The following is a 15569-nucleotide window of genomic DNA, read 5'->3' on the forward strand; positions in this document are numbered from 1 at the left end:
AGCCCCGGCGCCGACGGCGCCGGGGCTCGTGCGTGTCCGGCGCGTCCCGGGGGCCGTCAGCCTCGGCGGCGGGTCGCGGCGACGACCCGTGGGCGACCGGCGAGGTCGGCGTGGTCCGTGACGTCCGACCACCCGGCCCTGGTGAGCAGCTCGACGACCGCCCCGGACTGGACGTCGGCGTGCTCCATGAGCAGCACCCCTCCGGGGCGCAGCAGGACCATCGCCCGCGCGGCGAGCAGGCCCGGCAGCAGCAGCCCGTCGGCTCCCCCGCCGTAGAGCGCCAGCTCCGGGTCGTGGTCACGGACCTCGGCGTCCACCGGCACCGCGTCGGGCGGGATGTAGGGAGGGTTGGTCACCACCAGGTCCACCCGGCCGAGCCGGTCCTCGAAGGACTCCTGCGCGGGGCCGAGCCGCAGGTCGACCGCGAGCCCGGTGCGCCCGAGGTTGGCCTGGGCGTAGCGGTGCGCGTCCGGCGACAGCTCGACCGCCCCGATGTGGGCGTCCGGGCGTCGGTGCGCCAGCGCGAGAGCGATCGCCCCGCTGCCGGTGCAGAGGTCCACCACGGTGGGGCTCGCCAGCGGCTCCAGCGCCGCCAGCGCCAGGTGGACGAGTGTCTCGGTCTCCGGGCGGGGCACGAAGACCCCGGGTCCCACGAGCAGCTCGAGGCCGCCGAACCAGGCGGTCCCCGTGAGGTGCTGCACCGGCACCCGCTCGGCGCGGCGCACCACGAGGTCCAGGAACGCCCGGTGCGCAGCCGGCGGCACCTGCTCGCGCATCACCCTGGCCCGCCGCAGCTGCGGACCGTCCAGCCCCATGGCGTGGGCCAGCAGCAGCTCGGCGTCGACCTCCGGGCTGGCGACCCCCGCCTCGCGGAGGCGGCCGGCGGCGGCGCGGACGAGCTCGTCGACGCTCACCGCACCGCTCCCCGCCGGGCGCGGGGTGGGTGCCTGCCATCCTGACGGCCCGGGGCCGAGACGGCAGCCGGGATCCGCGTCACTGCTCCCCCGCGGCGGCCAGCCGGGCGGCCTCGTCCGCCTCGACCGCCGACCGCACGACCGGGTCGAGGTCGCCGTCCAGGACCTGGTCCAGGTTGTAGGCCTTGAAGCCCGTCCGGTGGTCGGCGATGCGGTTCTCGCCGAAGTTGTAGGTGCGGATCCGCTCGCTGCGGTCCACCGTGCGGATCTGGCTGCGCCGGGCCACGCTCGCCGCCTCCTCCGCCTGCTCGACCGCGATCTGGTGAAGACGGGCGCGCAGGACGCGCAGCGCGGACTCCTTGTTCTGGAGCTGGCTCTTCTCGTTCTGGCAGGAGACGACCAGGCCGGTCGGCAGGTGGGTGATGCGGACGGCGGAGTCGGTGGTGTTGACCGACTGGCCCCCCGGCCCCGAGGAGCGGAAGACGTCGACCTTGAGGTCGTGGGGGTCCAGCTCGACCTCCGCCGGGTCCTCGAGGTCCGGCATGACGAGCACCCCGGCGGCCGAGGTGTGCACCCGACCCTGGCTCTCGGTCACGGGCACGCGCTGCACGCGGTGGACGCCACCCTCGTACTTCAGCCGCGCCCAGGGAGCCTCGCCCGGCGCCGGCGTGCCGGCGGCCGTCACCGACAGGCGGGCCTCCTTGTAGCCGCCGAGGTCCGAGGGGGTGGCGTCCAGCAGCTCGGTGCGCCACCCGCGCCGCTCGGCGTAGCGGAGGTACATCCGCAGGAGGTCGCCGGCGAAGAGCGCGGACTCCTCACCGCCCTCCCCGGCCTTGACCTCGAGGATGACGTCACGGTCGTCGTCGGGGTCCCGGGGCACCAGCTGGCGCCGCAGCCGCTCGGCGGCGTCCCGCTCGGCGGCCTCGAGGGCGGGCAGCTCCTCGGCGAAGCCCGCGTCCTCGGCGGCGAGCTCGCGCGCCGCCGCCAGGTCGCCGGTCGCGGCCTCCCACGCCCGGTATGCCGTGACCGTGGCCGTGAGCGCGGCATACCGGGTGTTGAGGCGGCGCAGCGCCGCCGGGTCGCCGTGCACCGCCGGGTCGGCGAGCCGGCGCTCGATGTCGGCGTGCTCCTGGAGCAGCGGCCGGGCGGAGTCGAACACCGTGTCCTCCTGAGGACGAGCCGGGGCGGGACGACGAACGCCGGCCCCGCGAGCTCTCGCGGGACCGGCGGGACGTGGCTGCTAGTTGGCGGCCTTCTTGCCGTAGCGCTCCTGGAAGCGGGCGACGCGCCCACCGGTGTCCAGGATCTTCTGCTTGCCGGTGTAGAAGGGGTGGCACTGCGAGCAGACGTCGGCGCTGATGCGGCCCGACGTCGCGGTGCTGCGGGTGGTGAACGACGCACCGCAGGTGCAGGTGACCTGGGTCTCGACGTACTCCGGGTGGATGTCCTTCTGCATGTCTCTCCTTGGGTGGCGTGGTGTCCCCGGGTCGACCGCGCGGGAGCGGGGTCGTGAACCGGTGGGCCAGCGGATCAGTCTACGCGACCGAGGTCGGTGCCGTGCACCGCTCAGTCGTCGTCGTCCAGCCGGACCGAGCTGGTCTGCTGGACCTGGGTGAGGAACTCGTAGTTGTGCTTCGTCTTCTTCAACCGGTCGAGGAGCAGCTCGATTCCCTGCTGCTGGTCGAGCGCGGACAGCACCCGGCGCAGCTTCCACATGATCTTGAGCTCCTCGGAGGACATGAGGATCTCCTCGCGCCGCGTGCTCGAGGCGTTGACGTCCACGGCCGGGAAGGTCCGGCGGTCGGCCAGGTGGCGCGAGAGCTTGAGCTCCATGTTGCCGGTGCCCTTGAACTCCTCGAAGATCACCTCGTCCATCTTGGACCCGGTCTCCACCAGCGCCGTCGCGAGGATGGTCAGGGAACCGCCCTCCTCGATGTTGCGCGCGGCACCGAAGAACTTCTTCGGCGGGTAGAGCGCGGCGGAGTCGACACCACCGGACAGGATCCGGCCCGAGGCCGGGGCCGCCAGGTTGTAGGCGCGGCCCAGGCGGGTGATGCCGTCGAGCAGCACCACGACGTCCTGGCCCAGCTCGACGAGGCGCTTGGCCCGCTCGATCGCCAGCTCGGCCACCATCGTGTGGTCGCTCGCCGGGCGGTCGAAGGTCGAGGAGATGACCTCGCCCTTGACGCTGCGCTGGAAGTCGGTGACCTCCTCCGGACGCTCGTCCACCAGGACGATCATCAGGTGGACCTCGGGGTTGTTGGTGGTGATGGCGTTGGCGATGGACTGCATGACCATCGTCTTGCCCGCCTTGGGCGGGCTGACGATGAGACCGCGCTGCCCCTTGCCGATCGGCGTCACCAGGTCGATGACCCGGGTGGTGAGGTTCTTCTGCTCGGTCTCCAGCCGCAGCCGCTGCTGCGGGTAGAGCGGGGTCAGGCTGGAGAAGTCGGGCCGACGGCGGCCCTGGTCGGGCTCCTGGCCGTTGATGCTGTCCAGCCGCACGAGCGCGCTGAACTTGCCCTTGTCCCGCTTGTTGCCGGTCGAGGAGACGGTGTGCTGCCCGACGTCGCTGCCGTCCTGCGGGGCCTTGATGGCCCCCGTGACCGCGTCGCCCTTGCGCAGCCCGTGCTTCTTGACCAGGCCCATCGGGACGTAGACGTCGGTCGGGCCCGGGAGGTAGCCGGTGGTCCGGATGAAGGCGTAGTTGTCGAGCAGGTCCACGACGCCGCCGACGGGGACGAGCACGTCCTCCTCGGAGTAGCTCTCGGGGGAGTCCTGCTGCTGCTGGCCACCGGACGTGGGCTGGGCGCCACGGCCCCGCTTGCGGTCGCGGTTGCGGTTGCGGCTGCGCCGACGTCCGCGCCGGCCTCCCTCGTCGTCGCCCCAGTCGCCGTCGTTGTCGCGACGCTGCTGCTGCTGGTCGCCCTGCTGGCCGTCCCGGTCGGGCTGGCGGCGGTCGTCCTGCCGGCCCTCGCGGGTCTGCTGGCCCTGGCGGTCGTCCTGGCCGCGCTGACCGCCCTCGCGGCGGTCGTCCTGGCCGCGCTCGCGGCCCTGCTGACCCTGACGGTCGTCCTGACCGCGCTGACCGCCCTCGCGGCGGTCGTCCTGGCCGCCCTCGCGGGCCTGCTGACCCTGACGGTCGTCCTGGCCGCGCTGGGTGTCCTCACGGCGGTCCTCGCCGTTCTGCGCGGAGCCACCGCCGGACGGGTCGCCCCCGGAGCGCTCCTGCCCCTGAGCAGCCTCCTGCTGGTCGGCCTGCCGGTCCTGCTCGCTGCGGGGCGCGCCGGCGCTGGAGCCGCCGCGGCGGCTGCGCCGCGTGCGCGAGCCCCCGGCGGTGCCGGTGGTCTCCTCGCGCTCGGCCTGCGCGCGGTCCAGGGCTGCCTCGATGGCGTCCTGACGACCGGCGGAGCCGTTGGTGCTGGCAGCGCCCCCGCGCTGCTCCCGGATGGCGGAGACCAGGTCGGCCTTGCGCATCTTGTTGTTCACGGTGATGCCCATGCCCGACGCGAGCTCCTGGAGCTCGGCCAGACGAAGGGTGCTCAGCGCGCCCGTGCGGGTCGCGCCGGCGTCGGTGATCTCAGTCACGTGGGATTCCTTCCCCCTCGGTCGCAACCGGTTCGGGGCCTAGGGTGTCGCGGTGCACGGAAGGTGGCACCGCTGTCGGACTCGGCACGGGGACGACCGGTGCAGCGGCCTCAGTATCAGGACACGTCGCGAAGCCGACGGCCCGTGCGTGGAGTGCCTCGGAGCCGTTCACCGATGTGTCCGGCCGTGTCACGAGGCGCCCTCACGATAACACGGGGGCGGGCCCGGACCATACCCGCCGCGGGGCCCTCACCCCACCCGCGTCGCCCGGGACGCCCGGACCAGGTCCCCCAGCACGGCCGAGGCGGTCTGGTCGCCGCCGGCACCCGCGCCGGTGAGCCGCACGGTCCCCGCCAGCACGGCCTCGACCTCCACGACGTTGGTGCCGCCGCGGGCCTGCGCCAGCGGGTCGGCGGCGGGGAGCGCGGTGGGGGCGACCCGGGCCCGGACCCGGCCGTCGGCGTCCCTCCTCGCGTCCGCCACGAGCTTGAGCACCTCGCCCCGACCGGCGGCGCCCGCGAAGTCGGCGTCGGTCAGTCCCGAGATCCCCGTCGTCCCGACCTCCTCCAGGGGCACCGGCACCCCCCAGGCCGTCCGGGCCAGGATGGCGACCTTGGCGGCGGCGTCCAGACCCTCGAGGTCCTCGGTGGGGTCCGCCTCGAGGTAGCCCAGCTCGCCGGCCTGCCGGACGGCGTCGGCGAAGGGCACGCCCGCGCGGGCCACCAGGTCGAGCACGTAGTTGGTGGAGCCGTTGACGATCCCCCGGATCGCCGTGATCTCGTCGCCGGCCAGCGACTCGCGCACGACCGCCAGGACCGGCACCGCAGCCATGACCGCGGCCTCGTAGTGCAGCCCTCCCCCGTGCTCCCGGGCGAGCGCGTGCAGGCCCTCGCCCCGGCGCGCCACGAGCTGCTTGTTGGCCGTGACCACCTGCGCACCCCGTCGGAGCGCGGCCTCGACGAGCGACCCGGCCGGCTCGATCCCGCCCATGAGCTCCACGACCACCTCGGCGTCCGGGTCCGCGGCGAGCGCGGCGGCGTCGGTGGTGAGCAGCTGCGCCGGTATGCCGTCACGCACCCTGGTGGCGTCGCGCACCGCGACCCCGGTGAGCTCGGGGCGCCGACCCAGCGTCGCGGCATACCGGTCGGCGTGCTCCAGCAGGTGACGGGCGACGGCGGCACCCACGGTGCCGCCACCGAGCAGGGCGACGCGCAGGACGGAGGAGGGGGCGGGAGAGGGCACGGGCGGCTCCAGGGGTCGGGGGCGGGGCGGTCCGGCGCCGGCACGGAGGTGCCCGGCGCCCTCGGTCACATGCGCTCGGGCGCGCTGACGCCGAGCAGCGTCAGGCCGTTGGCCAGCACCTGGCGGGTGGCGTCGTTGAGCCACAGGCGGGAGCGGTGCAGGTCGGTGATCTCCTCCTCGGCGCTCATCGGTCGGACCCGGCACTCGTCGTACCACTTGTGGAAGTGGCTCGACAGGTCCTCCAGGTAGCGCGCCACCCGGTGCGGCTCGCGCAGCTGGGCGGACTGGGCGACGACCCGGGGGAAGTCACCGAGGGCGGCGAGGAGGACCGACTCGGTGGGGTGGTCCAGCAGACCGGGGGCGAAGCCGTCCTCGCGGCGCACCCCGTCCTCGCCGGAGAGCCGGGCCACGTTGCACGTGCGGGCGTGGGCGTACTGCACGTAGAAGACCGGGTTGTCGTTGGACCGCCGGCGCAGCTCCTCGCCGTCCAGGTCGAGCGGGGTGTCCGCGGGGAACCGGCCCAGGCTGTAGCGGATGGGGTCGGCGCCGATCCACTCCAGCAGGTCGGAGAGGTAGACCGCGTTGCCACGCCGCCGCCCCATCCGCTCCCCGCTGATGTTGATGAGCTGGCCGATGAGGACCTCGATGTTGATCTCCGGGTCGTCCCCCGCGCAGGCGGCGATGGCCTTGAGCCGCCCGACGTAGCCGTGGTGGTCCGCCCCGAGCATGTAGACCTTCTCGGTGAACCCGCGGTCCTTCTTGGACAGGTAGTAGGCGCAGTCGGCCGCGAAGTAGGTCGGCTCGCCGTTCGCCCGGATGAGGACACGGTCCTTGTCGTCGCCGAAGTCGGTCGTGCGCAGCCACACCGCGCCGTCGGCGTCGAAGACGTGGCCCTGCTCGCGCAGCCGGTCCACGGCCTGCCCGACCGCACCCGCGTCGTGCAGGCTCTTCTCGCTGAACCACACGTCGAAGGTCACGTGGAAGGCGGTCAGCGTCTGCTCGTTGGCCGCGATCTGCAGCGCCATGCCGGTCTCCCGGCACACCTCGAGCGCCTCCTGCTCGGGCAGCGACAGCAGGTCCGGACGCGCCCGCTGCACCTGGGCGGCGAGCGCGTCGACGTAGTCCCCGGCGTAGCCGCCCTCCGGGACCTCCTCGCCCCGGGCGCGGGCCAGGACCGAGGACGCCAGCCGCACCGTCTGCGCGCCCGCGTCGTTGGTGTAGTGCTCGGCGGTGACGTCCGCGCCGCTGGCCGCGAGCAGCCGGTGCAGCGCGTCACCCAGGGCGGCCCACCGGGTGTGGCCGATGTGCAGCGGCCCGGTCGGGTTGGCCGACACGAACTCGAGGTTGATGGTGCGCCCGGCCATGGTGTCGTTGTGGCCGTAGACGGCGCCGGCCTCGACGATGTCCCGGGCGAGCGCGGCCGCGCTCGCGGCGTCGAGGGTGATGTTGAGGAAGCCCGGCCCGGCGACCTCGACCCCGGCGACCCCCTCGACGGCGCCCAGCCCGCCGGCCACGACCTCGGCGACCTGGCGCGGCGGCATACCCGCGCGCTTGGCCAGCTGCAGCGCGACGTTGCTCGCCCAGTCGCCGTGCTCGCGGCTGCGCGGCCGCTCGACGCGCAGCGCCTCCACGGCCGGCAGGTCACCCTGCGCCAGGGACAGGTCGCCGGCCTCCACGGCCTCGGTGAGCACGGCATGGATCGCTGCAGCGAGCTGTTCGGGGGTCACCCGCTCCAGTCTAGGGCCGCCGCCGACCGCGCCAGCACGGGGATTTCAGCCACCCCTGCGACGCTGCTAGAGTTGTCCGCTGTTGCCCCCGTAGCTCAGGGGATAGAGCACCGCCCTCCGGAGGCGGGTGCGCAGGTTCGAATCCTGCCGGGGGCGCTCCCCTCCTTCGGGAGGAGGCGCAGGCAACACTCCTGCGAGGGAGGTGTCAGGGTTCCTGGTGGGCCCCCCGGGTTTCAAACCCGTGGAACGGCGACTCGTCGTCGTTGGCAGGTTCGATTCCTGTCCGCCTCCGCCGAGGCCCAGGGTCTGCGCCGGGCCCACCACCTCCGAGCGACCGGGGAGGCCCGCCATGGCCGGTGACCCACCCCGCCCCGCACCCGACCCGCGCCGCGGCATACCCCCCGTCGACACGGTCCTGCGCGATCCCGAGGTGGTGGACCACGTCGCCCGGCTCGGCCGGCAGCGGGCGCTGGGGGTGGCGCAGGAGGTGCTGGGCCTGGCCCGCCACGGCGCCCTCCCTCCCGCGGCGGTGGTCGACGAGGTCGCGGCCCGGCTGGGCGACCTCGACGCGCCCCGCGGCACCCGGCCGGTCCTCAACGCCACCGGCGTCGTCGTGCACACCAACCTCGGCCGGGCCCCGCTCGGCGAGGCGGCCACCGCGGCGCTCGTCGCCGCCGCGGGGTATGCCGACGTCGAGCTCGACCTCACCACCGGGCGGCGGGGACGCCGGGGCGGGTCCGTGGTCGACGCCCTGCTGCGGGCCGTGCCCGAGGCCGAGGACGCCCTGGTCGTCAACAACGGCGCGGCCGCTCTCCTGCTCGCCATGACCGCGCTCGCAGCGGGCCGCGAGGTGCTCGTGAGCCGCGGCGAGCTCGTCGAGATCGGCGACGGCTTCCGGCTCCCGGACCTCGTCGGGTCGAGCGGTGCCCGCCTGCTCGAGGTCGGAACCACCAACCGGACGCACCGGGCCGACTACGAACGCGCCCTGGCCGACAGGGCTCCGGCGGGCGGGGCGGGCCAGGACCGGGGTCCCGGTGCGCGCCCCGACGTGGCTGCCGTGCTCAAGGTGCACCCGGGCAACTACCGCGTCACCGGCTTCACCTCCGCCGTGCCGGTGGCCGAGCTGGCGCCGGTGGCGCGCGGGGCCGGCCTGCCGCTCGTCGTGGACACCGGGAGCGGCCTGCTGGAGCCGGACCCTGCACTGCCCGACGAGCCGGACGCCCGCTCGGCCCTGCGTGACGGGGCCGGCCTCGTGGTCGCCAGCGCCGACAAGCTGCTCGGCGGCCCGCAGGCCGGGCTCGTGCTCGGTGACGCCGTCCTCGTCGAGCGGCTGCGCCGGCACCCGATGGCCCGGGCCCTGCGCGTGGACAAGCTCACCCTGGCCGCGCTCGGGGCGACCCTGCGTGACCCGGCCTCGGCCCCGGTCAGCGTGGCCCGACGGGCCCCGGCGGACGAGCTGCTCGCCAGGGCGGAGGCCCTGCGGGCGACGCTGGCCCGGCGTGGCCTCGCCGCCGAGGTGGTGCCGCACGACGGCCGGGTCGGCGGCGGCGGGGCCCCCGGGGTGCCGCTGCCCGGCTGGGCGCTGGCGCTGCCCGAGGGCCTGGCCGGCCCGTTGCGCCTCGGCGACCCCGCCGTGCTCGCGCGGGTGCACGACGGGCGCTGCCTGCTGGACCCACGCTGCGTGCCGTCCGCGCAGGACGCCGTGCTGGCCGGGGCCGTCCTCGCCGCGGCCGGCCGGGCCGGTGACGTCGCCAGCGGGGTGCCGCCGACGGGTGGGCGCCCGGCGCGATGAGCGTCGTCGCCACCGCCGGTCACGTCGACCACGGCAAGTCGGCCCTGGTCCGCGCGCTCACCGGCATGGAGCCGGACCGCTGGGAGGCCGAGCGCCGGCGGGGCCTCACCATCGACCTGGGGTATGCCTGGACCACCCTCCCCGAGGTCGGTCCGGTGGCCTTCGTGGACGTCCCGGGGCACCGCCGGTTCATTGGCAACATGCTCAGCGGCATCGGGCCGGCGGCGGGGGTGCTGCTCGTCGTGGCCGCCGACGGGGGCTGGAGCGCGCAGTCCGAGGAGCACCTGCGGGCCGTCCACGCCCTGCGGCTGCGGCACGGCGTGCTCGCGGTCACCCGCACCGACCTCGCCGACCCCGGGCCGACGCTCGCCACGACCCGCGACCGCCTGCGCGGGACCAGCCTGGAGGGCATACCGGCGGTCACGGTGTCGGCACGCACCGGTGCCGGTGTCCCGCGGCTGCGCGAGGAGCTCACCGCGCTCGTCCGCCGGATGCCCGCGCCCCCGGCCGACGCCCCCGTGCGGCTGTGGGTGGACCGCAGCTTCAGCGTGCCCGGCGCCGGGACCGTGGTCACCGGCACCCTGGCCGCCGGACGGGTGGGCAGCGGCGACACCCTGGTCCTCGTCCCCGCCCGGGGTGGGCGCGGACGGCCGGTGGTGGTGCGTGGCGTGCACAGCATGGACCGCGCCGTCCCGGCGGCCCGGGGCCCCGCCCGGGTGGCGCTCAACCTGCGTGGCGTGGAGGTCGCCGAGGTGGGCCGGGGGCAGGCGCTGCTCTCGCCCGAGCACCCCTGGTGGCCCTCGACCGGGGTCGACGTGCTCCTCGACGACGACCGGCTGCCGGCCGAGGTGAGCCTGCACGTCGGCACGGCCGCGGTCCCCGCCCGCGTGCGGACGCTCGCCGGGCCCCACGCGCGCCTCTCCTGGGACCCGCACCTGCCCCTCGCGCCGGGCGACCGGCTCATCCTGCGCGAGCCCGGTCGGGAGGGCGCGCTGGTGGGTGCGCTGGTCCTCGACGCCGTCACCCCGCCGCTGCGCCGCACGGGGGCGGCGCGGCACCGCGCGGCCGCCCTCGGTGCGGCAGCGGGCCGGTCCGTCGTGGTCGCGGGCCGGGCCGTCTCGTCGGCCACCGCGGGCGCCTGGCGGGAGGCGCTGGTCGAGCTGGTCTCCCGCCAGGCCGCCCGCGACCCGCTCACCCCGTGGGTGGACGCCGACGCCGCGCTGGCCGAGCTGCGCCGCCGCGTCGGTATGCCGGACCTCGCCACCCTGCGCGCCGTCGCGGCGGGCGCCGGGCTCACCGCGGAGGGCGGGCGCCTCCTCCGCGACGGACCGGCGCAGGGGACACCGGACGGGCTGGCCGTGGTGCTGGCCCGGCTGCGGGCGGACCCGCTGGACTCCCCCACCCGACCCGAGCTGGCGCAGCTCGGGCTGGGCCCGCGCGAGGTCGCGGCCGCGGCGCGCGCGGCCGGCGTGCTGCGGCTGCCGGGTGACGTGCTGCTGGGCGCCGACGCGGTCGAGGAGACCCTGCGCCGGCTGGACGGGCTGCCGCAGCCCTTCACCCCCGCCCAGGCGCGGGCCACCCTCGGCACCAGCCGTCGCGTGCTCATCCCGCTGCTGGAGCACCTCGACGCGCGCGGGTTCACCCACCGGGGGGCCGACGGCCGCCGCCGGGTCACCGGCCGCCCGGGCGCCCAGGGGTGACCCCGGGCGCGGGCCCGGCTGGCTACGCTGCCGGGATGACGGGGAGCACCAGCACGGCACGACCGCGCCTCACCACCCTGGCAGCCGGTGGGGGCTGCGCCTGCAAGATCCCGGCCGAGCGGCTCGAGCGCCTCGTCGCGGGTCTGGAGGCACCGACCGAGGACTCCCTCGTCGTGGGGCTGGAGCACGGTGACGACGCCGCCGCCGTGCGCCTCGACGAGGCCTCCGGCGTCGCGGTGCTCTCCACCGCCGACTTCTTCACCCCGGTCGTGGACGACCCCTTCGACTGGGGGCGCATCGCGGCCGCCAACGCGTTGTCCGACATCTACGCCATGGGCGGCCGGCCGGTCCTCGCGATCAACCTGCTCGGCTGGCCGGCCGGGCTCGACGACGACCTGGCCCGCGAGGTGCTCCGCGGCGGCGCGGCCGTGGCCGCAGAGGCGGGGTGCCCGCTGGCGGGGGGCCACTCCATCACCGCCCCCGAGCCGACCTACGGCCTCGCCGTCACCGGCACCGCCCGCCTCGACGCGCTCGTCCGCAACGACGCCGCGACCCCCGGCCTGCCGATCACCCTCACCAAACCACTGGGCACCGGGATCCTCAACAACCGGCACGGGCGCACCGGTGAGGTGCACGCGGAGGCGGTCGCGACGATGACCGCCCTCAACCGAGCGGCCTCCGAGGCCGCGGTGGACGCCGGCGTCCGAGCCGGGACCGACGTCACCGGCTTCGGCCTGCTCGGCCACCTGTGGAAGCTGTGCCGCGCCTCCGGCGTCGGTGCCGAGCTCGAGGTCGAGGTCGTCCCGACCCTCACGGGCGCCCGCGAGAGCCTCGCAGCGGGCTACCTGCCCGGCGGCAGCCGCCGCAACCTGGAGTGGGTGCGTCCGCACCTGCAGGTGGGGCCCGGCGTGACCGAGGACGACCTGCACCTGCTCGCCGACGCCCAGACCAGCGGTGGCCTGCTGCTCGTGGGCGAGCTCCCGCCCGGGGTCGGCACGGTCGTCGGCCGCACCCTGCCCTCCCCCCGCCCGACACTCACCCTGCGCTGACGGCAAGGCCCGCCCCGGAGGGGCGCGACTGCACCGGGTATGTCGTGAGATCGCCCTGGCGGGCGACATAGCCGCTGCAGTCGCGCACCTCCGGACGCGCGACCCGGCCGCGTCGGGCGCCGCGCCCTACGGTGGGGGTATGCCCGAGCTCACCCTCCCCCTCGTCGCCGGATCCTCCCTCGCGGTCGGCGACACCTACGACAACGTGGACCCGGCCGACGGCTCGGTCATCGGGCAGGTCGCCCGCGCGGGCGCCGCCGAGGTGGACCAGGCCGTCAGGGCCGCGGCGCGGGCCCAGCCCGGGTGGGCGGCGACCCCCACCGAGCAGCGGGCCGACGCCCTGACCCGCCTGGCCGCCCTCGTCGACCGGGACCGCGAGCAGCTCGCCCGCACCGAGTCCCAGGACACCGGCAAGCCGCTGTCCCAGGCCCGCGCCGACGCCACCGTCGCCGCCCGCTACTTCCGCTACTACGGCCGTGTCGTCGAGGCGGTCTACGGCGACACCATCCCGCTCGGCCCGGACACCCACGTCTACACCCGGCGCGAGCCCTACGGCGTCGTCGGCAGCATCGTGGCCTGGAACTACCCGCTCCAGCTCGCGTCCCGGTCCATCGCCGCCGCCACCGCCACCGGCAACGCCGTCGTGCTCAAGCCCGCCGACGAGACCCCGAGGACGGCGGTGGCGCTGGCCGCCCTGGCCCTGGAGGCGGGGCTGCCGGCGGGCGTCGTCAACGTCGTCCCGGGTCTGGGCGCCGAGGCGGGCGCGGCCCTGACCGCCCATCCCCAGGTGGCCCACCTCGGCTTCGTGGGGTCCACGCAGACCGGGCGGCAGGTGGCGCACGCCGCCGCGGAGCGGGTGGTCCCCGCGGTGCTGGAGCTGGGCGGCAAGTCGGCGCACGTCGTCTTCCCGGACGCCGACCTCGACGCCGCCGCCGAGGCCATCACCCGCAGCATCCTGCAGAACGCGGGCCAGACCTGCTCCGCCGGGTCCCGGCTCGTCGTGCACGAGGACGTCCGGGCGGAGCTGGTCGCCGCGGTCGCGGACCGCTTCCGGGCGACCACCCTCGGCTCCGGCCTGGACGACCCCGACCTCGGGCCCCTCGTGTCCCGGCGCCAGCAGGAACGCGTGCGCGGCTACGTCGAGGGCGCCTCCAGCGGCGACGTCGTCGTGGGCGGCACGGCCCCGACGCAGGACGACGCCCTCGCCGGCGGGGCGTTCTGGCTCCCCACGCTCATCGACGGGGTCGACCCGCGCGACCCGATCGCCCAGGAGGAGGTCTTCGGGCCGGTGCTCGTGACCCTGCCCTTCGAGGACGAGACCCAGGCGCTCGCGCTCGCCAACGGCACGGCATACGGGCTCATCGCCGCGTTGTGGACCCGCGACCTGTCGCGGGCGCACCGCCTGGCGGGTGCGCTCGAGGCCGGTCAGGTCTTCGTCAACACCTTCGGTGCCGGCGGCGGCGTCGAGCTGCCGTTCGGCGGGGTCAAGGCGTCCGGCTACGGCCGAGAGAAGGGGATCGAGGCGCTGGCCGGCTTCACCCACACCAAGACCGTGGTGGTCCGGCTGGGCTGAGCCCTCCCCCCGCAGGATGAGTCGGCGGTCCGCACGGATCCCTCCACCGGTGGATGTCCGGGCGGGCGTCGGCTGGTTGACTGACGCCCATGACGACACCACCTGCGCCGTCGCCGTCGGGGACCGGCATCAGCGTCCGCGGCCTCACCAAGACCTTCGGCTCCTTCACCGCCGTCGACGACCTCAGCTTCGAGGTCGCGCCCGCCCGGGTGACCGGTTTCCTCGGTCCCAACGGCGCCGGCAAGACGACCACCCTGCGCATGCTGCTCGGCCTGGTGCGCCCCACCTCCGGTGAGGCGCTCATCGGCGGCCGGAGGTATGCCGACCTGTCCGCACCCATGGTCACCGTCGGCGCGGCCCTGGAGGCCACCGGCTTCCACCCCGGCCGCAGCGGCCGCAACCACCTGCGGGTGCTCGCGGCGAGCCACGGGATCCCCGACCGCCGGGTCGACGAGCTGCTCGAGCTGGTGGGCATCCCCGCCGCCGCCCGCAAGAAGGCCGGGGGCTACTCGATGGGGATGCGCCAGCGTCTCGGTCTCGCGGCCGCGTTGCTCGGCGACCCGGACGTGCTGCTGCTCGACGAGCCGGCCAACGGCCTGGACCCCGAGGGGATCCGCTGGATGCGGGGCTTCATGCGTCACCTGGCCCAGGAGCAGGGCAAGACGGTGCTGGTCAGCTCCCACCTGCTCGGCGAGGTGGAGCAGACCGTCGAGGACGTCGTCATCATCGCCAACGGGCGGATGGCCCGCCAGGGCACCATCGACGAGCTGCGGGGCGAGCCGGCGGTGCTGGTCCGGGTGGCCGACCCGGCCGGGCTGGCCGGGGTGCTGCAGGAGGCAGGGCTCGAGGTGCAGCCCGAGGACGGCGGCCTGCGGGTGTCCGGGGCCGACGGTGCCCGCATCGGGGAGGCCGCGCACGCCGCCGGGCACGCGGTGCACGAGCTGCGCCCGCTCCGCACGGACCTGGAGCGCCTCTTCCTCGAGCTCACCGAGTCGCCCGAGCACCGCAACCGCAACCTCGCCACCGGGACGGAGGCCGCCTGATGATCTCGCTCGTGCGCGCCGAGCTGCGCAAATACTTCACCACCCGCCTGTCCTGGTCGATGCCGCTGGCCATGGCCGTGCTGGGCGGCCTCTTCGCCGCCCTCCAGGGCCTGTTCCTCGCCGTCATCGGTGAGTTCCCCGGCCCGGACGGCTCGATGATCGTGCCGTCCGAGATGTTCGGCGAGGACGTCGTGGCGCGCCTCGTCTACACCGGCGGCGTGCAGATCGGCTACCTGCTCGCGCTCGTGCTCGGCATCCTGTCGATGAGCGGTGAGTTCCGGCACAAGACGATCACCGCCACCCTGCTCGCCGCCCCCCGGCGCGGCCGGCTCATCGCCGCCAAGCTCGCCTCGGTCGCCGTGATCGTCGCCGTCAACGCCGTGGCCTTCACCCTCGGCAGCGTCGTGGGCGGCGGTCTCACCCTCGCGCTCGGTGACGTCAGCCTCTTCCCGGACCTGGCCGGCCTGCTCGCGACCTTCGCCCGGATGATCCTCGTCCTCGTGCTCTGGGGGCTCATGGGCTTCGGGTTGGGGGTGCTCATCACCAACCAGGTGGTGGCCCTCTTCGTCGGCGTCGGCGTCACCCTCCTCGTCGAGCCCCTGCTCGGGTTCGGCCTCACCTTCGTCGAGCGGCTGGCGGACGCCTCCAAGTTCTTCCCCAGCCAGGCGAGCACGAGCGCCCTCGACCTCTTCGCCGGGGTCGACCCCGGCATGGCCCAGTCGCTGGGCGGTGCACCGGACGCCCTGTCGTGGGGCTGGGGGACGCTGGTGCTGCTCGGGTACGCCGCGTTCATGGCCGCCCTGGGCTGGCTGCTCACCTCCCGGCGCGACGTCGCCTGACCTCGCCCCTGCCCCTGCGGCCGGAGGGGCAGGGCGATAGGCTGGGCGGCGCACATGCAGCGGACGCATGCTGGTGATCCCCGGACGTGAGATGAGGCGCTA

General features: G+C 75.4%; 12 protein-coding genes and 2 tRNA genes. 8 read left to right on the forward strand and 6 right to left on the reverse strand.

Annotated features, from left to right (window positions below):
- Positions 1-56: 56 nt before the first annotated feature.
- The 6 genes from prmC to argS all read right to left on the reverse strand — a co-directional run bounded on the left by prmC (position 57) and on the right by argS (position 7471).
- Positions 57-914 (reverse strand): peptide chain release factor N(5)-glutamine methyltransferase, encoded by an 858-nt coding sequence (prmC, locus tag Q0967_RS01915; protein ID WP_298748842.1) that lies wholly within the window; start codon positions 912-914, stop codon positions 57-59.
- Between the two features lie 79 nt (positions 915-993).
- Positions 994-2073, reverse strand: coding sequence for a peptide chain release factor 1 (gene prfA, locus Q0967_RS01920; protein WP_298748843.1), 1080 nt, complete (start codon positions 2071-2073; stop codon positions 994-996).
- Positions 2074-2154: 81 nt separating this feature from the next.
- The gene (gene rpmE, locus Q0967_RS01925; RefSeq protein ID WP_058890808.1) at positions 2155-2370 is read right to left on the reverse strand and encodes a 50S ribosomal protein L31; all 216 of its coding nucleotides are present in this window, start codon (positions 2368-2370) and stop codon (positions 2155-2157) included.
- 110 nt (positions 2371-2480) lie between these two features.
- Positions 2481-4502 carry a transcription termination factor Rho gene (gene rho / locus Q0967_RS01930; RefSeq protein WP_298748845.1) on the reverse strand — a complete coding sequence of 674 codons (2022 nt, stop codon included), beginning with the start codon at positions 4500-4502 and terminating at the stop codon, positions 2481-2483.
- A 249-nt stretch (positions 4503-4751) separates the two neighbouring features.
- Positions 4752-5744 (reverse strand): homoserine dehydrogenase, encoded by a 993-nt coding sequence (locus tag Q0967_RS01935; RefSeq protein ID WP_298748846.1) that lies wholly within the window; start codon positions 5742-5744, stop codon positions 4752-4754.
- A gap of 65 nt (positions 5745-5809) precedes the next feature.
- Complete coding sequence (gene argS, locus Q0967_RS01940; protein WP_298748847.1) at positions 5810-7471, reverse strand: arginine--tRNA ligase; 1662 nt, start codon at positions 7469-7471, stop codon at positions 5810-5812.
- Between the two features lie 84 nt (positions 7472-7555).
- Here argS and Q0967_RS01945 point away from each other — a divergent pair.
- The 8 genes from Q0967_RS01945 (at position 7556) to Q0967_RS01980 (ending at position 15467) form a co-directional block, all read left to right on the forward strand.
- Positions 7556-7627: transfer RNA gene (locus tag Q0967_RS01945), tRNA-Arg, on the forward strand.
- Positions 7628-7669: 42 nt separating this feature from the next.
- Positions 7670-7763 (forward strand) — tRNA-Sec (locus Q0967_RS01950).
- Between the two features lie 57 nt (positions 7764-7820).
- Positions 7821-9263 (forward strand): L-seryl-tRNA(Sec) selenium transferase, encoded by a 1443-nt coding sequence (selA, locus tag Q0967_RS01955; protein ID WP_298748848.1) that lies wholly within the window; start codon positions 7821-7823, stop codon positions 9261-9263.
- On the forward strand, positions 9260-10963 hold the full coding sequence (locus Q0967_RS01960; RefSeq protein ID WP_298748849.1) for a selenocysteine-specific translation elongation factor: 1704 nt from the start codon (positions 9260-9262) through the stop codon (positions 10961-10963). Before selA ends, Q0967_RS01960 begins: the two co-directional genes overlap by 4 nt.
- A 35-nt stretch (positions 10964-10998) precedes the next feature.
- The gene (selD, locus tag Q0967_RS01965; RefSeq protein WP_298748850.1) at positions 10999-12012 is read left to right on the forward strand and encodes a selenide, water dikinase SelD; all 1014 of its coding nucleotides are present in this window, start codon (positions 10999-11001) and stop codon (positions 12010-12012) included.
- Between the two features lie 139 nt (positions 12013-12151).
- Positions 12152-13585 carry an aldehyde dehydrogenase family protein gene (locus Q0967_RS01970; RefSeq protein ID WP_298748851.1) on the forward strand — a complete coding sequence of 478 codons (1434 nt, stop codon included), beginning with the start codon at positions 12152-12154 and terminating at the stop codon, positions 13583-13585.
- A gap of 89 nt (positions 13586-13674) precedes the next feature.
- Entirely contained in the window at positions 13675-14628 is a 954-nt protein-coding gene (locus Q0967_RS01975) for an ABC transporter ATP-binding protein (RefSeq protein ID WP_298748853.1), read from the forward strand.
- Complete coding sequence (locus Q0967_RS01980) at positions 14628-15467, forward strand: ABC transporter permease (RefSeq protein ID WP_298748854.1); 840 nt, start codon at positions 14628-14630, stop codon at positions 15465-15467. The genes Q0967_RS01975 and Q0967_RS01980 overlap by 1 nt, the downstream gene beginning before the upstream one ends.
- Positions 15468-15569 lie beyond the last annotated feature (102 nt).

The organism is uncultured Serinicoccus sp. (genome assembly GCF_947500995.1).
Classification (GTDB): Bacteria; Actinomycetota; Actinomycetes; order Actinomycetales; family Dermatophilaceae; genus Ornithinicoccus.